Here is a 16,411-nt window from a genome sequence, read left to right on the forward strand (position 1 = left end):
ATCAGCCGGCCGTCTGCAGCGGGTCGCTGCCTATTTTGGACAAAAGGATGACTGCCTGGGTGCGGCTGTCGACGCCGAGCTTCTGCAGGATGGCCGAGACATGCGCTTTGATCGTCGCTTCGGAGACCCCGAGCTCATAGGCGATCTGCTTGTTGAGCAGTCCCTCAGCCAGCATGCCGAGCACGCGCGTCTGCTGTGGGGTCAGCGCCTGCAGCCGCTTGATCAGGTCGGAAATCTCGGGATCGCGCTCGACGCCGAGATCGACCCCGGCGGGCGCCGCGATATCACCTGCGAGCACCGACTGCACCGCATTGCGGATCTCCTCCATGCTGGCCGATTTGGAGATGAAGCCGGAGGCGCCGAGATCGAGCGCGCGCCGGATCGTCACCGGATCGTCATGCGCCGAGACCACCATCATTGGCACCGCCGGATGGATGCCGCGCAACGAAATCAGGCCGGAAAGACCGCTTGCCCCCGGCATCGAGAGATCGAGCAGCACCAGATCGACATCCTCATTGGCCAGGACCAGCGCCTTGGCGCTTTCGAAGTCGCCGGCCTCGTGAATGGCGGCAACGTCTCCGATGCCCGCGAGTGCCTCCCTCAATGCCCCGCGAAAAAGCGGATGATCGTCGACAATGACGAATGTGTAGCCCAACGGTGATATCCCTCCCCCAATCCCGTTGGCGATTTTCCGCCTTGCAGGATCTGAACGATCATAACGCTACGCCTGCTGTTCGGCGTGGCCGGCTTGCTGTTCCCGCCCCAGGTCTTGTTGCGAATTGCCTAGGTCTTTTGCGAATTGGGCTTGGCGCCGTCTTCGTCCTTGTCCATGTCCTTGACGATGTCCATGAAGCTACGCAGGAAGCGCTCCATGTAGCCCATCGTCTTGTTGAAATCCTCCTCGCTGGGCAAAGTCGATTCGAAACGCGCGGCAAGCGAATTTTCGAGCTTGGCGACACGTTCGTCGAGCGCCTTCACCGAATTTTGCAGCCGGTCGACCTCATCCTGGAAGGCGGCACGTTCGTCGGCCGCCGTCTTGCAGACAAGCTGACCGGAGCGCTCCTCGCAGAGCGACATGGCGCCGGTTTGCGTATCCATGCGGACATAGCCATTGGCCGATTTTTCCAGCCGGTAGCGATCGGCTTCCTCGGAAAAGGCCGACGCCGTTATAAGCGAGACCAGTGCTGCGGGGATCAAGACGTGTTTCAGACGCATGTTTTCCTCCATGAGCCATCCAGCGCAATCTATCACAGTTTGCGCCTGAAATGGGGACGAACCTGAAATGGGGAAGAACACGGGCCTGCCCTTCCCCGCGTGGTCGGTTCGGACTATAGCGCAACCATGTCCGAGATCATCTACAAGATAGTTCCCGAGGCGCTGTGGCGCGAGGCCGAAAGGGAAGGCCGCTTCACCGGCGCGCCGATCGACGTCGCCGACGGTTTCATCCATTTTTCCACCGCCGGGCAGGTTCGGGAAACGGCGGCCAAACATTTCGCCGGCCAGGGCGGGTTGCTGCTGGTCGCCGTCGACGGCGCGCACCTTGGCAATGCGCTGAAATATGAGGTCTCGCGCGGCGGCGCCTTGTTCCCGCATCTCTACGACGCGCTCGGCCTCGATGCGGTCGTTTCGGTGCGGGCATTGCCGCTCGGCGCCGACGGGCAGCATGAATTCCCGGCGCTGGAGGCCGAATGAGCGCGCTCGGCCGGATCGGCCAGAAACTGCTGTTCACGCTCGATCCGGAAACCGCGCATGGACTGTCGATCGCCGCGCTGAGATGCGGGCTGCCGGTCGCCGGTCGTCCGCCGCAGGACAACAGGCTAAAGGTCAACCTTTGCGGACTCGATTTCCCGAACCCGCTCGGCATGGCGGCGGGTTACGACAAGAATGCCGAAGTGCCGGACGCGCTGCTCGGCCTCGGCTTCGGCTTCGCCGAGGTCGGCACGATCACGCCGCTGCCGCAGGGCGGCAATCCGAAGCCGCGCGTTTTCCGGCTGCCTTCGGACGGGGCGGTGATCAATCGGCTGGGCTTCAACAATGAGGGCCACGACGCCGCGGAAAAGCGCCTTGCCGCCCGCATGGGCCGTGCCGGCATCGTCGGCGTCAACATCGGCGCCAACAAGGACAGCACTGACCGCGTCAGTGACTATGAACGCGGCGTGGTCCGGTTTGCGCGATATGCCAGTTATCTGGCAATCAACATCTCCTCGCCGAACACGCCGGGCCTGCGCAACATGCAGGCACGCGAACAACTTGGCGAACTTCTGTCGCGTGTCATGGCCGCGCGTGAGGCAGCATCCGCGAGACCACCCGTCTTCCTCAAGATCGCACCGGACCTGGTCGAGGCCGAGTTGGAGGACATCGCCGCCGAGCTCACCGAGAAGCAGATTGACGGCCTCATCGTCTCCAACACCACGATCGCGCGATCCGGCCTGCGCAGCGCCGGCCTTGCCAGCGAGGCTGGCGGGCTTTCGGGGAAACCCTTGTTCGAGCGCTCGACCATCGTCCTGGCAAGGATGCGAAAACTGCTTGGCCCGGATCCCACTATCCTTGGCGTCGGCGGCGTTGATTCCGCCGAGACGGCCCTGGAAAAGATCCGCGCCGGCGCCGATCTCGTGCAGCTCTATACCGGCATGATCTATGCTGGGCCCGCGCTGCCGGGGCGCATTCTTTCCGGCATGGCCCGTTTCATGGACAGTCAAGGGCTGAAGTCGCTGCGCGAGCTTCGCGACAGCCGCCTCGATCAATGGGCGGTGAAACCGCTTTAGCGATCAGTTAAAGGCGGTGCGCACCCGCAGCCGCAATATGGCGAGCAGGCTGAAGCCGCGTACCAGCAGGAAGACATGCAACGCCGCCCACAATCCGTGATTGCCGAAGGCCGGCACCAGAATCAGCAGGGCGGCGCTGAACGACAGGAACGACACCAGCATCATGTTGCGCATGTCGCGCGACCATGTTGCGCCGATGAAGACACCGTCCATCTCGAAAGCCAGCACGCCGCTGAGCGCGGTGAACGCCGCCCATGGCAAGTAGATGTCGGCAATGGCGCGAACGTCCGTCGAGGTCGTGATCAGGGCGACGAGATCGGTGCCCTCCAGCAGGAAGAAGAGCGTCGCCGCGCCCGCCAGACCGAGCCCCCAAAGCAGCGTCAGCCGCACCGCCTGGTTAAAGGCGGTGGCGGCGCGCGCTCCAATGGCGCGGCCGGCGAGCTGCTCGGCGGCAGTGGCGAAACCATCGAGGAAATAGCCGGCAACCAGGAAGAGGTTCATCAGCACGGCGTTGGCGGCCAGCGTCAGCGTGCCGAACTGCGCGCCTTGACGCGTGAACAGCGCAAAGGCGGCGAGCAGCGAAAAGGAGCGGATCATGATATCGCGATTGAGCGACATCATGCGCAGGAATGCCGGCAAGTCGAGGACGCGGTGGCGCGGCAGCGTGGGCGCTGCCCAAAAGCGCCGGCCGACAATGGTAAGACCAAGCAGCATGGCGACGAATTCGCCGGTGACCGTTGCCCAGGCAACGCCGGCAACGCCCCAGCCGAGCTCCAGCCCAAGCAGGAAGCAGAGAGCGATATTGATGCCGTTCAGTATCAATTGCAGCATCAGCCCGAGCCCGCCCTCGCCGCGCCCAAGCACGTAGCCAAGGATGGTGTAATTGATCAGCGAGAACGGCGCTGCGAGCATCCTGATGCGGATATAGACGTCCATCGCCGCGCTGACGCGCGGTTCGGCGCCGATGAACCATTGCCCGGCGGCGGAAACCAGCGGCGCAAGCGCGGCAAGCACGACGCCGGCGACGACCGCGATCAGCACGGCGCGCCAGAACACCGCCTGCTCCTCCAGCGCATCGCCGCGCCCGAAGGCCTGGGCGACGAGGCCGGTGGTGCCGGAGCGCAGGAAGTTGAAGGTGGTGAAAACGACGTCGAAGATCAGGGCGCCGGCCGCCAGGCCGCCGAGAAGGGCGGCATCGCCGAACTGCCCAACCACCGCCGTGTCGACGATTCCGAGCAACGGCGTCGTCAGATAGGCGAGCGTCATCGGCACGGCGATGGCGAGCACCGAGCGGTTGGTGACGACGAAGGCCCTGGCTTCGGTGGCGTGGGCTTCGGTGGGTAAAGCCTGCTCCAAACGCGTGTTGCTTCCTGTTGCGGCTTGATCGGCTGGCCGATGTGCCCCAATTTGGGGACCTCGCGCAACCATCCACCCCGCTATGGTCAACCGAAACCCGCCTCTGGCGCACCGCCCGTCCCATGCCCTTGCAGATCGTTCATCATCCCGACTACGACGCCGGCTTCGCGGTCAACCACCGCTTCCCGATGAGCAAATATCCGCTGCTGATGGATGCCTTGCGGGCGCGCGGCCTGGCGCAGCCCAAAGCGCTCAACATGCCGGAGGCGGCGCGGCCATCATGGCTGAAGCTTGCCCACGCGGCAGACTATGTCGACCAGGTGCTTGCCTGCGAAGTGCCGGTGAGGATCGAGCGCGAGATCGGTTTCCCCATTGGACAGCGGGTTTCGCTGAGGGCGCAGCTCGCAACGGCCGGCACGGTGCTGGCGGCGCGGCTGGCCTTGCTGACCGGCACCGCCTGCAACACCGCCGGCGGCAGCCATCATGCGCGGCGCGCGCACGGCGCCGGCTTCTGCACCTTCAATGACGTAGCCGTTGCCGCGCTGGTGCTGCTTGCCGAAGCTGCTGCCCAAAACATCCTGGTCGTCGACCTCGACGTGCATCAGGGCGACGGCACGGCCGACATCCTGGGCGACGAGCCGCGCGTGTTCACCTTCTCCATGCATGGCGACCGCAACTACCCCGCGCGCAAGATCGCCTCCGATCTGGACATCGCCCTGCCCGACGGCGCCGGCGATGCAGCCTATCTGGAGCGGCTGAACGCCATCCTGCCGGAGCTGTCGGCGCGAAGGCGCTGGGATCTCGTCTTCTACAATGCCGGCGTCGATGTCCATGTCGAGGACCGGCTCGGCAGGTTGTCGCTCACGGATGACGGGCTGCGCGCCCGTGACGATATGGTGATCCGCCATTTCCGCACGCTCGATATCCCGGTGTGCGGGGTCATCGGCGGCGGCTATTCGGCGGATGTCGCAGCACTCGCCGCACGCCACGCCATCCTGTTCGAGCTGGCTGCGGAATACGCCTGAAATTCACTTCCTGAAATTGGCGATCCTGAGCAGGATGAAGGCCGGCACGACGATTGCAGCACCGAGCAGGATGTAGCCGAGGAAACGGTCGATGGCGTGGAAGCCCAAGTTCCACAGGTCGATGAAGAATTTGCGGATGCCGTAAAGCACGTCCATCGGCGACCAGCCGAAGGCATTCATGACCAAGCCGACGAGGAACGACACCACAAGCAGCTTAAGGATCACCCGGAGCGGCGTATCGCCGAGAAAGCGGTTCAGTGCGGACAAGGCCTGTCTCCACAGTCGGGTGCCGCGATTCGGGCACATGCCCAGAAATACGCAGTTGACAGCCCTGCATCAAGCCGAGCCCTCAAACCGGGATTGCGCATCGGCGCCGGGCCATGATATCGGAGGAACCAGCGCGGGTATGATGTAATGGTAGCTTGTCAGCTTCCCAAGCTGAACGCGCGGGTTCGATTCCCGCTACCCGCTCCAGCTTTTGCCCCAGTGCATTGCACTTGTTTTGGCCAATCTGAAAACCAGCGGATTTATAGGCAGTTTTTTGCAACCCGGCTGGCCGCCTTTCATCTGTTTGGCCGATGTACCGGTTCCTGGAATATTTCACATTGAGGGTCGGCGGGGCCTCGAATGACCCCAACCGGAATGTCTACCCTTTGCCCGCTGGCTTCTGCTGGCGGGCTTTTTTGAGCATCCTCGCTATTGCCAACGTGCACCGGCGCCGCTCGGGGCCACGGAATGCGCCCCGCTATTCGCTCCAAGCCTCAGCCCACCTCTCGCAAAATGAAATCGTGCAGCATCTTGGCTGCCGGCGACAGCGCGCGGTTCTTCACCGTGATCAGGCTGTAGGGTCTGACCTCGATGTCGAACTCGGTCTGGACAACATCGATGGCGCCGGCCAGGCCTTCCGGGTTCTGGATGAACTTCGCGACCTGGATCGAAACCGGCGCGATGGCGTCGGATTGCGCGACCATGACCAGAGTCAATAGCAGCGAGCTGGTATTGAGGATGCGGTCCGGCAACGCGATATTTCGGTTCAGAAAGTTGCTCTCCATCGCCTGGCGCAGCGGCGAGCCGCCCGACTGGAAAACCCAGTCATAGGCGGCGGTGTCTTCCAGCCGCACCACCTTGCCCTTGGTCAGCGGGTGGCCGCGGCGCACGATCAGGCAGGCCTTCTCGACGCCGATGACGCGGGCTTCGAACAGCCGCGGATTGAGGTCGTCGGGGATGCGGGCGATGATGAAATCGTGGCGCGAGGCGATCAGCTCGCGCGCCAACACGTTCGAGGTCTCGACCTGCATGGTGATTTCGATGCGCGGATAGAGGCGCCGGATCTCGCGGATCGCCGGTACCGCCAGCTCGATCGCCGGTGCTGTTACCGCTCCCAGGAACACCGAGCCGCCCTTGCCCGCCTTGAGCTCGAAAATCTCACGGTCGACCTCGCGCATCTCGAGCAGGATCGATCGCGCGCGCCGTGCCAACGCCTTGCCATAGGGCGTCAGCGTGATGCCGCGCGGCAGCCTTTCGCAGAGCTTGACATCGAGCACGGCCTCCATCTCGGCGATCATGCGCGAGGCCGCCGGCTGCGAGATGTTCATGACCTGGGCCGCGGCGCTCACCCGGCCGTGCTCGTCGAGGGCTGCGATCATGCGCATGTGACGCAGGCTCAAGCCGCTGCGCAGCAAGGTTCCGCCATCGCCCGGGATTTCATCGTAACCGGCTGATATTCCGCCAGGATTTCGCAGCGCCGCCATGATTTTTCCCTACTCGCACGCCCGGCGCCCCGGCAAAATCCGGCAGCGTCCTCACTAGCCTAAGCCATATCAGTCTCGATATAGCAACCATCAAAGATCGCATTTGACAGTTATGGCAAAGCGACACACCCTTCGCGCGTCCTGACACTTGACGATCGGCGACGAGAGAAAACTCGTATCGATTGAACCCAGAGTTTCGGGGCCGATTGGGAGGATACCGGAGATCGATTGACGGCAGCGGCGCCTTTGGCGCTCCTGCACGATTGCGCGGCCCACGAAACCCAAGGGTACGCGTCCATCAACCAGGGAGAGTTAATGTGAAGATTATCAAGACACTGGCCGCCGTCGCGGCCCTAGGCATCGCGGCTATGACGCTGCCGGCGCAGGCGGGCGAAGGCCTGGTCGGCGTGCTGATGCCCACCAAGACCTCGCAGCGCTGGATCAACGATGGCGACGCCGTCAAGTCCCAGCTCGAGGCTCTGGGCTACACTGTCGACCTGCAATACGCGCAGGACGACATTCCGAACCAGCTCAGCCAGCTGGAAAACGAAATCACCAAGGGCCCGAAGGCGCTGATCATCGCTTCGATCGACGGCACCACGATGGGCGATGCGCTGCAGAAGGCGAATGACGCAGGCGTCGTCGTCGTCGCTTACGACCGCCTGATCAAGAAGACGCCAAATGTCGATTACTACACCACCTTCGACAATTTCGGCGTCGGCGTCATCCAGGCAAAATCGCTGCTCAAGGGCCTCGGCTATCCCGAGAAGAAGGGTCCGTTCAACATCGAGCTGTTCGGCGGTTCGCCGGACGACAACAATGCGTTCTTCTTCTATAACGGCGCCATGTCGGTTCTTCAGCCGCTGATCGACGACAAGACCCTCGTCGTGAAGTCCGGCCAGATGGGCATGGACAAGGTCGGCACGCTGCGCTGGCTGGCGGCAACCGCCCAGGCCCGCATGGACAATCTGCTCTCCGCCAACTACTCGGACGGCAGCCGCGTCGATGGCGTGCTCTCGCCCTATGACGGCCTGTCGCGCGGCATCATCGCTTCGCTGCGTGCCGTAGGCTACGGCACTGCCGATCAGCCATGGCCGATCGTCACCGGACAGGACGCCGAGACCGCTTCGGTCAAGGCGATCATTGCCGGCGAACAGTATTCGACCGTGTTCAAGGACACCCGCGAACTCGCCAAGGCGACGGTCGAACTCGTCGACAAGGTGCTCTCGGGCGGCAAGCCGGAAGGCCTCGACACCACGACCTACAACAACGACGTCAAGGTCGTTCCCTCGATCCTGTTGACGCCGCATGACGTCGACAAGTCGAACTACCAGGCGCTGGTGGTCGACTCCGGCTACATCAAGGCCGAAGAACTGAAGTAATCGCGGTTACAAAGCCTGGGGTCCTGCGCAGGCAGGGCCCCTTTTCGTTGGCGAGCCAGCCCGGTATTGTTTGCGGACCTCGCAGGAGTGGTATTCTCAATGGCATCGACGATTTTGGAGATGCGCGACATCACCAAGACGTTTCCAGGCGTCAAGGCGCTGTCGAACGTCAAGCTCATGGTCGAGGAAGGCGAGATCCATGCCGTGGTCGGCGAGAACGGCGCCGGCAAGTCGACGCTGATGAAGGTGCTGTCGGGTGTGTATCCGTCCGGCACCTATGACGGCCAGATCATCTATCGCGGCGATGAGTGCCATTTTAAAGGCATCCATGACAGCGAGCGCAAGGGCATCGTCATCATCCACCAGGAGCTTGCGCTGGTGCCGATGCTGTCTATCGCCGAAAACATATTTCTCGGCAACGAGCAGGCCAGATACGGCGTCATCGACTGGAATGCCAACGAGACGCGCACCAGCGCCCTGCTCAAGAAGGTCGGCCTCAAGGAAGACCCCAACACGCTGATCACCAATATCGGCGTCGGCAAGCAGCAGCTGGTCGAGATCGCCAAGGCGCTCAGCAAGGAAGTGAAGCTGCTCATTCTGGACGAGCCGACGGCGAGCCTGTCCGAAAAGGACAGCCAGGCGCTGCTCGATCTGCTGCTCGAATTCAAGCGGCAGGGCATCACTTCGATCCTGATCTCCCACAAGCTCAACGAGGTGAACCGGGTCGCCGACAAGGTCACGATCATCCGTGACGGCCGGACCATCGAGACGTTGGCCAAGAAGGACATCTCGGAGGACCGCATCATCACGTCGATGGTCGGCCGTTCGCTCGACGACCGCTACCCGCCGCGAGAGCCGAAGATCGGTGAGACCGTTCTCGAAGTGAAAAACTGGTCGGTCTACCATCCCATCCATGCCGAGCGGCAGGTCATCAAGGGCATCAACCTCAACGCCCGCAAGGGCGAGGTGGTCGGCATTGCCGGGCTGATGGGCGCCGGCCGGACCGAGTTTGCCATGAGCCTGTTCGGCCGGTCCTATGGCCGTCGCATCACGGGCGAGGTGTTCCTTAACGGCAAGCCGATCGATGTCTCTTCGGTGAGCAAGGCGGTGGAACACGGCATCGCCTATGTTACGGAGGACCGCAAGACCTACGGTCTCAACTTGATCGACCATATCAAGCATAACATCACGCTGGCCAACCTGCCCGGCGTCTCGCGCCATGGCGTGATCGAGGATTTGCGCGAGCTTTCCGTCGCCAACGATTATCGCGGCAGGACCAATATCCGCGCCTCAAGCGTCTACCAGATGACCGGCAACCTTTCTGGCGGCAATCAGCAGAAGGTGGTGCTGTCGAAATGGCTGTTCGCCAATCCGGAAGTGCTGATCCTCGACGAGCCGACACGCGGTATCGATGTCGGCGCCAAATATGAAATCTATACGATCATCGCGCGTCTCGCCTCCGAGGGTAAGGCAATCATCGTCATCTCGTCGGAAATGCCCGAACTGCTCGGCATCACCGACCGCATCTACGTCATGAACGAAGGACGCATCGTCGGCGAAATGGCGGCGAGCGACGCCAGCCAGGAAAAGATCATGCGCGCCATCGTCCGTGGAGAAGGGAAAGCATCATGAGCACCGAAAGCGCTCCCGGGCCGCAAACCGGCGTCGCCCAGGATATACAACAGGCACCTCGCATTGCCGTCTCGGCGCTGGTCACCAATCTGCGCGAATACGGGTTGGTGCTGGCGTTGATCGCAATCATGGTGTTCTTCCAGTTCACCACGTCCGGAACGCTGTTCAAGCCGGTGAACCTCAGCAATCTCGTGCAGCAGAACAGCTTCATCATCGTGATGGCGCTGGGCATGCTTCTGGTGATCGTTTCGGGCCATATCGATCTCAGCGTCGGCTCAGTCGCCGGCTTCATCGGCGCACTGGCGGCGATGATGATGGTCATCTGGCCGCTTGGCCCATTGAGCAATCCGCTGGTGGTGTCGATCATCTGCCTGATCGTCGGTGGTGCGATCGGCGCGGCACAAGGCTACTGGATTGCCTATCACCGAATACCGAGCTTTATCGTCACGCTGGCGGGCATGCTGATCTTCCGCGGCATCTGCCAGGCGCTGCTCGGTGGCGGGTCTTCCGTGGGGCCGCTTCCAGTCGGCTTCAAGGCGCTCAGTTCCGGCTTCATTCCGGACCTGATCGGCCCATTGACACTGATACCGCCAACCGTGAACGCCGCCGGCAAAACCATTGTCGGCAGCGGCCTCACGCTGCACCTGACGACGATCGTGATCGGCCTCGTCGCCGTGCTCGCCTATGCCTATTTCGGGCTCAGGGCACGGCGCACCCGCGAGAAGCATGGCTACGAAGCCGAGCCCTTCTCGCTGTTCGTCGTCAAGACCCTGGTGATCAGCGCGCTGGCGCTGTTTCTCGTTTACCAATTCGCCACCTATAGGGGCCTCCCCATCGTTCTCATGGTGATGGGTGTGCTGATCGCGTTGTTCGTCTTCGTTACCAAACGCATGACGATCGGCCGCCGCATCTATGCGATGGGCGGCAATGCCAAGGCAGCCCAGCTATCGGGCATCAAGACCGAACGGCTGACGTTGATGGTGTTCATCAATATGGGCGTGCTGTCGGCACTCGGCGGCCTGATTATCGCAGCGCGCCTGGGGCAGGCTGTGCCGGCGGCCGGCCTCGGCAGCGAGCTCGACGTCATCGCCGCGGTGTTCATCGGTGGCGCTTCGGCGATGGGCGGCGTCGGCCAGGTCATCGGCGCGGTGGTCGGCGGCTTCATCATGGGCGTCATGAACAACGGCATGTCGATCATGGGCGTCAATGTCGACTGGCAGCAGGTGGTCAAAGGCCTGGTGCTGCTCGGCGCCGTCGTCTTCGACGTCTACAACAAGAACAAGGCTTGAGAGGCAACCAGGAGGCATACGGGTCACATCGCGGCGCTGCCGGGCGGCGCAAAGAAGTCCCTCGAGGGACCTGATCCGCGAGCGCAATCCGGACGAAGAATTTCAATCGAGGCGCGGACAACGGTCCGAGCCGCGCCGGGCAGGGTTTGCCAAGAAAGGCACGCCAAGCCCGCAATTCAGAGAGGGTTACCATGCTGATCTCACAGATCCTCGACGACGCCGAGACGATCCGCGTCGTTGCCCGCAACGGCGGCAAGACCCGCGTCATCAACGGCGCGCGCAGCGTCTATTCGCTGGCGATGGAAGCCGCGCGCACCGGCAGCGGGCTTGTCGCCCTGATCGAGCGCAAGGGCTTCGGCGAAACCATCGATCTGGACGCAGCCTACAAGAAGGGACGACTGCTGTCGCCGATCAACCATCCCGATCCGGCGCATCTCCATCTCACCGGCACCGGGCTGACGCATCTCGGCTCCGCCGCGACCCGCGATTCCATGCACAAGAAGCTCAGCACGGACGGCGAGGAACAGCTGACCGATTCCATGAAGATGTTCCGCATGGGGCTTGAGGGTGGCAAGCCGGCGAAGGGCCAGATCGGCGTGCAGCCGGAATGGTTCTACAAGGGCAACGGCACTATGGCGGTGGCGCCCGGTGCGGCGCTTGTGTCGCCGGCCTTCGCCCAGGATGCCGGCGAGGAGCCGGAAATCGCCGGTATCTATGTGATCGGCGACGACGGCGCCCCATTCCGCGTCGGCTTCACCCTGTCGAACGAGTTTTCCGACCACGTCACCGAGCGTGTGAACTATCTCTTCCTCGCCCATTCCAAGCTGCGTAACGCTTCGTTCGGCCCGGAGATCCTGATCGGCGACCTGCCGTCCGATATCCGCGGCGCTTCACGCATCCTGCGCGACGGCAAGCTGCTTTGGGAAAAGCCGTTCCTGTCGGGCGAGGCGAACATGTCGCACACCATTGGCAATCTCGAGCATCACCACTTCAAATACTCGGCCTTCCGCCAGCCGGGTGATGTGCATGTACACATGTTCGGCACGGCAACACTGTCCTTCGCCGACGGCATCAGGACCGAGGCCGGTGACGTATTCGAAATCGAGGCGCAGGATTTCGGCCTGCCGCTGCGCAACCCGCTTGAAATCGAGCAGCCGGTGAAGGTGGCGGTGAAGGCGCTTTGAGGCGTCGATGACAGCGTGATCTCCCCCCTCGTGGGGGAGATTGGCAGTTCCAAACTCATCGCGCGGCGCGGAAATGCTTGGACAGTTTCAGGCCCTGCGCCTGATAGTTCGAGCCGAGATCTGTGCCGTAGAGCGCCTGCGGCCGTTTCAGCATGTGCTCGTAGACCAACCGTCCGACGATCTGGCCGTGGTCGAGGATGAACGGCACTTCGTGGCTACGCACCTCGAGCACCGCCCGGCTGCCGGTGCCGCCCGACGCCGAATGGCCGAAACCCGGGTCGAAGAAACCGGCATAATGGACGCGGAACTCGCCGACCAGCGGGTCGAAAGGCGTCATTTCGGCGGCGTAGAGTGGCGGCACATGGACCGCCTCGCGCGACACCAAGATGTAGAATTCGTCCGGATCGAGCACCAGCTCGCCGGCGCCGCTTTTGTAGAGCGGCTCCCAGAAATCGACGACATCCTGCGCGGCGCGCTTGTCGACGTCGACCAGGCCGGTGTGGTGCTTGCCGCGATAGCCGACCAGCCCGTCCTTGTCGCCGTCGAGATCGATCGACAGCGCGATTCCGCCGCCTGAGATGTTGGGTGGTTCGGTGGCGACCAACATTTCGGCGCGGTGCAACTCGTGCAGCTCGCTTTCCGACAAGAGCGCATTGCCGGTGCGGAACCTGATCTGCGACAGCCGCGAGCCGGTCCGCACGATGATCGGGAAAGTGCGCGGGCTGACCTCCAGATAGAGCGGGCCTTCATAGCCAGCGGCGATCTTGTCGAACTCGTGGCCACGGTCGGTCATTACGCGGGTGAAGATATCGAGCCGTCCGGTCGAGCTTTTCGGGTTGGCGGAGGCGGAAATATGGGCGGGCAGCGCCAGGCTTTCGAGCAGCGGCACGATGTAGACGCAGCCGGTTTCCAGCACCGCACCTTCGGCGAGGTTGATCTCGTGCAGCTTCAGCCGGTCGAGCTTGTCGACAACCCTGTGGTCCGGGCCGGGCAAGAAGGAAGCACGCACTCGCCAGGCCTTGTCGCCGAGCCTGAGGTCAAGGCTGGCCGGCTGGATCTGATCGGCATCGAGCATGCGCGGCGATTTCAGCGCGCCCGTCTGGAACAGCTCGGAAATATGCTGATCGGGAAGAATGCCTGTCTGCCGCAAGGGTCTGGCTCCGTTCGAAGGCCGGGCGAGGTCTTGTTCTGTCGCAGGTCCGACCGTGGACGCCTTTGGCACCTGCTTGGTACAACCCTCTTAATCATGCCGGCAATTGACGCAAGCGTGGCGCGGGTCTAAAGCTCGTTATCCCGTGGTGATTTGGCCGGTCGGCTTGCAGCCACGTTAAACAAGTCGCTAAAGGACCGTCGGCCGCAAGGCCATATGGACCGGTTGCGACTTTCGCGGCCGGTTTTTTGTTGTTTGGACCAATTTTGGTGTTTGGATGGAATGATGACCAAGAAGCGCGACTGGAAGCCTCAGACCGCACTCGTGCATGCCGGGACGCTGCGTTCCGGCTTCGGCGAGACCTCCGAGGCGATGTATCTCACCCAAGGCTATGTCTACGAGACGGCGCAAGCGGCGGAGGCCCGCTTCAAGGGCGAGGAGCCGGGCTTCATCTATTCGCGCTATGCCAATCCGACGGTCGACATGTTTGAGAAACGCATGTGCGCGCTGGAAGGAGCCGAGGACGCGCGCGCGACGGCATCCGGCATGGCGGCGGTGACGGCAGCACTGCTGTGTAGCGCCAAGGCGGGCGACCATATCGTGGCGGCGCGCGCGCTGTTCGGCTCCTGCCGCTGGGTGATCGAGACGCTGGCGCCGAAATACGGCATTGAGGCAACGCTGGTCGACGGCACCGACATCGCCAATTGGGAAAAGGCGGTCAAGCCAAACACCAAACTGTTTTTCCTGGAAAGCCCTACCAATCCAACGCTGGAGGTAGTCGACATTGCCGCCGTCGCGGCACTTGCCAATTCGATCGGCGCCAGGCTGATCGTCGATAATGTCTTCGCTACGCCCTTGCAGCAGAAACCCCTGCAGCTCGGCGCCCACATCGTCGTCTATTCGGCCACGAAGCATATTGACGGCCAGGGGCGTTGTCTTGGCGGCATCGTTCTGTCGGACAAGAAATGGATCGACGAGAATCTGCATGACTATTTCCGCCACACCGGCCCCAGCCTCTCGCCCTTCAATGCCTGGACGCTGCTGAAAGGCCTGGAGACGCTGCCGCTACGCGTACGCCAGCAGACGGAAAGTGCCGGCCGCATCGCGGATTTCCTGGCCGAGCGCCCGCAAATCGCCCGCGTCATCTATCCCGGCCGCGCCGACCACCCGCAAGCGGCCGTGGTCAAGAAGCAGATGTCAGGCGGCTCGACGCTGATTTGCTTCGATGTGAAGGGCGGCAAGCAGGCGGCCTTTGCCTTCCAGAACGCACTCGACGTCGTGCTGATTTCCAACAATCTCGGCGACGCCAAGAGCCTGATCACCCATCCGGCGACGACCACACACAAGAACTTGACTGATGAAGCCCGCGCCGAGCTCGGCATCGGACCGGGAACGCTCAGGCTGTCAGTCGGCCTTGAGGACGCCGACGACCTGCTCGAAGACATCGAGCAGGCACTGAGAGTTGCCGGATAAGGGCGGGCCGAACAGAGGCAGCGGGGACGTGCCGATCAGGCGCCGGACGGGGTCTCTTCCAGCTCCGCGACAGTCTTTGTCTGGATAGTCATCACGTTGCCGCGCCAGTCGACGGCGCCGCTCAGCCATCCGCGCGCCCAAATGGCGGGAAGCATCAGGTCTCGTGCCATCATCGCCGGGATCGTGCGCGGCGACAGGTGCCATCCCTTGGCCGAGGCCAAGGCGCATTCCGGCAGGTAGGCCGCGACCAGCACGGCGATGGCGGTTGCCGGCAGGCTGACGCCGGCGTCAGCCGCAGCGATCAGTGCAAGCACTAGCGGCGGTGCCGCGCCGATCAGGATTTCGGGGGCAAAGAACAGTGCAAAGGTGACGCGGCGCAGCCGCGCCCAGCGCGCCTGCCGTGACCAGATCTCGCCAAGCGTGCGCCGGCCGAGCGGCTGTTCGAAGGGAGAGGCGACAAGATTGACCCGCAGTCCGAGCCCATTGACCAGCTTGGTCGCGGCGGCGTCCTCGGCGATCTCGGCGGCAAGCGCGCGGATGCCGCCATTGGCATCGAGCATTGGCTTGTTCCACAACATGCTCTTACCCTGGGCGAAGCCGAGGCCGAGCGCCTCTCCAGCGTACTGCCAGCGTGCCTGCAGCGTGTTGAGAAAGGCGCATTCGACCTCCCCCCAGAAGCCGTCCGGCCGCGAGCCGATCGGCGTCGAGCAGACGAGGCCAGTGTCGTGCCGCCACGCCGCCATCAGGTACTGGACGTAGTCGCTCGGCATAAGCACGTTGGAATCGGCAAGGATGACCCAGCGATAACGCGCCGCCTCCCAACCCTTCACGCAATTGTTGAGTTTTGGATTGCCGCTGATGCGGTCGTCACCGACCAGAAGGCGGGCGCGAATAGCTGGAAAGCGCGCCATTGCGGCGGTGATCGGCTTGACCACCGGGTCGTCGGCATGGGCGACACAGAAGATGAGTTCGTAGCGCGGCCAGTCGAGTGAGAAGGCGCGCTCCAGCGTCTCTTCGGCAAACGGCTCGACGCCGCGCGCCGGGATGACGATCGATACCGGCGGCGCGTTGGCCGCGGGCGGTGCAATACTGGCTGGTCGCTTCAGCTTCTGCGAAGCTAACAGGATGCTGGCGAGATTTGAAAGAAGGAGGGCTATGGAAAGGAGGGCGGCTGCGTATGTCGGTTCCATCGAGATCTGGTCACTCCAGAAATGCCGGCCGCATGACAGCCGTTTTCAACAATTCGACAGAACGCTGAGTCGTCCGGCACAAGCCTGCACACCATCATTGTCATGTGTCACTCAAATGACATTGTTTTTCGGCACCTGCGCTTGAGATCGGGCAAGAAGATGCTGCGCATCGTTGACCAAACTGCGCTGAGCATCGAAAGTTCCATCTACATTG

General features: G+C 62.8%; 15 protein-coding genes, 1 tRNA gene and 1 riboswitch. Of the genes, 9 read left to right on the forward strand and 7 right to left on the reverse strand.

The features are described from left to right. Position 1: 1 nt before the first annotated feature. Together NKJ17_RS02245 and NKJ17_RS02250 are read right to left on the reverse strand one after the other, a co-directional pair. Entirely contained in the window at positions 2–664 is a 663-nt protein-coding gene (locus NKJ17_RS02245; protein ID WP_502896127.1) for a response regulator transcription factor, read from the reverse strand. Positions 665–783: 119 nt separating this feature from the next. Continuing rightward, positions 784–1,215, reverse strand: coding sequence for a hypothetical protein (locus NKJ17_RS02250; RefSeq protein ID WP_352506198.1), 432 nt, complete (start codon positions 1,213–1,215; stop codon positions 784–786). Positions 1,216–1,341: 126 nt separating this feature from the next. Between NKJ17_RS02250 and NKJ17_RS02255 the strand changes: the two genes are divergently transcribed. Beyond that, entirely contained in the window at positions 1,342–1,692 is a 351-nt protein-coding gene (locus NKJ17_RS02255) for a DUF952 domain-containing protein (protein WP_352506197.1), read from the forward strand. Further along, on the forward strand, positions 1,689–2,765 hold the full coding sequence (locus NKJ17_RS02260; protein ID WP_352506196.1) for a quinone-dependent dihydroorotate dehydrogenase: 1,077 nt from the start codon (positions 1,689–1,691) through the stop codon (positions 2,763–2,765). Before NKJ17_RS02255 ends, NKJ17_RS02260 begins: the two co-directional genes overlap by 4 nt. 3 nt (positions 2,766–2,768) lie before the next feature. On the opposite strand, the gene NKJ17_RS02265 is transcribed toward NKJ17_RS02260, so the two are convergent. Next, the gene (locus NKJ17_RS02265; RefSeq protein ID WP_352506232.1) at positions 2,769–4,193 is read right to left on the reverse strand and encodes an MATE family efflux transporter; all 1,425 of its coding nucleotides are present in this window, start codon (positions 4,191–4,193) and stop codon (positions 2,769–2,771) included. A 50-nt stretch (positions 4,194–4,243) separates the two neighbouring features. Here NKJ17_RS02265 and NKJ17_RS02270 point away from each other — a divergent pair, with 50 nt between their 5' ends. Further along, on the forward strand, positions 4,244–5,146 hold the full coding sequence (locus tag NKJ17_RS02270) for a histone deacetylase family protein (RefSeq protein WP_352686741.1): 903 nt from the start codon (positions 4,244–4,246) through the stop codon (positions 5,144–5,146). Positions 5,147–5,149: 3 nt separating this feature from the next. On the opposite strand, the gene NKJ17_RS02275 is transcribed toward NKJ17_RS02270, so the two are convergent. Continuing rightward, positions 5,150–5,413: a DUF6460 domain-containing protein gene (locus NKJ17_RS02275; protein ID WP_352475918.1), complete on the reverse strand. Its 264-nt coding sequence runs from the start codon at positions 5,411–5,413 to the stop codon at positions 5,150–5,152. A gap of 133 nt (positions 5,414–5,546) precedes the next feature. On the opposite strand from NKJ17_RS02275, the gene NKJ17_RS02280 reads away from it, so the two are divergent. After that, a tRNA-Gly gene (locus NKJ17_RS02280) sits at positions 5,547–5,620 on the forward strand. A gap of 287 nt (positions 5,621–5,907) precedes the next feature. On the opposite strand, the gene NKJ17_RS02285 is transcribed toward NKJ17_RS02280, so the two are convergent. After that, on the reverse strand, positions 5,908–6,897 hold the full coding sequence (locus tag NKJ17_RS02285; RefSeq protein WP_352475919.1) for a LysR family transcriptional regulator: 990 nt from the start codon (positions 6,895–6,897) through the stop codon (positions 5,908–5,910). 317 nt (positions 6,898–7,214) lie between these two features. Between NKJ17_RS02285 and chvE the strand changes: the two genes are divergently transcribed. From chvE to araD1, 4 genes are all read left to right on the forward strand, one after another. After that, on the forward strand, positions 7,215–8,279 hold the full coding sequence (gene chvE, locus NKJ17_RS02290) for a multiple monosaccharide ABC transporter substrate-binding protein (protein ID WP_023719486.1): 1,065 nt from the start codon (positions 7,215–7,217) through the stop codon (positions 8,277–8,279). Positions 8,280–8,378: 99 nt separating this feature from the next. After that, positions 8,379–9,911, forward strand: a complete 1,533-nt coding sequence (gene mmsA, locus NKJ17_RS02295; RefSeq protein ID WP_352506194.1) for a multiple monosaccharide ABC transporter ATP-binding protein — start codon at positions 8,379–8,381, stop codon at positions 9,909–9,911. Further along, complete coding sequence (gene mmsB / locus NKJ17_RS02300) at positions 9,908–11,200, forward strand: multiple monosaccharide ABC transporter permease (protein ID WP_352506193.1); 1,293 nt, start codon at positions 9,908–9,910, stop codon at positions 11,198–11,200. Before mmsA ends, mmsB begins: the two co-directional genes overlap by 4 nt. A 191-nt stretch (positions 11,201–11,391) precedes the next feature. Continuing rightward, positions 11,392–12,384, forward strand: coding sequence for an AraD1 family protein (araD1, locus tag NKJ17_RS02305; RefSeq protein ID WP_352475920.1), 993 nt, complete (start codon positions 11,392–11,394; stop codon positions 12,382–12,384). 55 nt (positions 12,385–12,439) lie between these two features. Here araD1 and NKJ17_RS02310 read toward each other — a convergent pair whose 3' ends face one another. Next, on the reverse strand, positions 12,440–13,534 hold the full coding sequence (locus tag NKJ17_RS02310; RefSeq protein ID WP_352506192.1) for a 2'-deoxycytidine 5'-triphosphate deaminase: 1,095 nt from the start codon (positions 13,532–13,534) through the stop codon (positions 12,440–12,442). Positions 13,535–13,669: 135 nt separating this feature from the next. Then, positions 13,670–13,747: riboswitch (SAM riboswitch) on the forward strand. Between the two features lie 69 nt (positions 13,748–13,816). On the opposite strand from NKJ17_RS02310, the gene NKJ17_RS02315 reads away from it, so the two are divergent. Beyond that, complete coding sequence (locus NKJ17_RS02315) at positions 13,817–15,007, forward strand: O-succinylhomoserine sulfhydrylase (RefSeq protein ID WP_352506191.1); 1,191 nt, start codon at positions 13,817–13,819, stop codon at positions 15,005–15,007. Between the two features lie 35 nt (positions 15,008–15,042). On the opposite strand, the gene NKJ17_RS02320 is transcribed toward NKJ17_RS02315, so the two are convergent. Further along, a complete protein-coding gene (locus tag NKJ17_RS02320; protein ID WP_352506190.1) occupies positions 15,043–16,197 on the reverse strand; it encodes a ceramide glucosyltransferase in 1,155 nt (384 codons plus the stop codon). Positions 16,198–16,411 lie beyond the last annotated feature (214 nt).

This window comes from Mesorhizobium sp. M0208, from assembly GCF_040322015.1.
Lineage (GTDB): Bacteria > Pseudomonadota > Alphaproteobacteria > Rhizobiales > Rhizobiaceae > Mesorhizobium.

What these genes read in the sequence shown, in the direction of transcription:
- mmsA (WP_352506194.1), top strand. Translation starts at nt 8,379, where the DNA reads ATGGCATCGACGATTTTGGAGATGCGCGACATCACCAAGACGTTTCCA.
- NKJ17_RS02260 (WP_352506196.1), top strand. Translation starts at nt 1,689, where the DNA reads ATGAGCGCGCTCGGCCGGATCGGCCAGAAACTGCTGTTCACGCTCGAT.
- mmsB (WP_352506193.1), top strand. Translation starts at nt 9,908, where the DNA reads ATGAGCACCGAAAGCGCTCCCGGGCCGCAAACCGGCGTCGCCCAGGAT.
- NKJ17_RS02255 (WP_352506197.1), top strand. Translation starts at nt 1,342, where the DNA reads ATGTCCGAGATCATCTACAAGATAGTTCCCGAGGCGCTGTGGCGCGAG.
- NKJ17_RS02285 (WP_352475919.1), bottom strand. Translation starts at nt 6,897, where the DNA reads ATGGCGGCGCTGCGAAATCCTGGCGGAATATCAGCCGGTTACGATGAA.
- NKJ17_RS02320 (WP_352506190.1), bottom strand. Translation starts at nt 16,197, where the DNA reads ATGGAACCGACATACGCAGCCGCCCTCCTTTCCATAGCCCTCCTTCTT.
- NKJ17_RS02250 (WP_352506198.1), bottom strand. Translation starts at nt 1,215, where the DNA reads ATGCGTCTGAAACACGTCTTGATCCCCGCAGCACTGGTCTCGCTTATA.
- araD1 (WP_352475920.1), top strand. Translation starts at nt 11,392, where the DNA reads ATGCTGATCTCACAGATCCTCGACGACGCCGAGACGATCCGCGTCGTT.
- NKJ17_RS02270 (WP_352686741.1), top strand. Translation starts at nt 4,244, where the DNA reads ATGCCCTTGCAGATCGTTCATCATCCCGACTACGACGCCGGCTTCGCG.
- NKJ17_RS02315 (WP_352506191.1), top strand. Translation starts at nt 13,817, where the DNA reads ATGATGACCAAGAAGCGCGACTGGAAGCCTCAGACCGCACTCGTGCAT.
- NKJ17_RS02265 (WP_352506232.1), bottom strand. Translation starts at nt 4,193, where the DNA reads ATGGTTGCGCGAGGTCCCCAAATTGGGGCACATCGGCCAGCCGATCAA.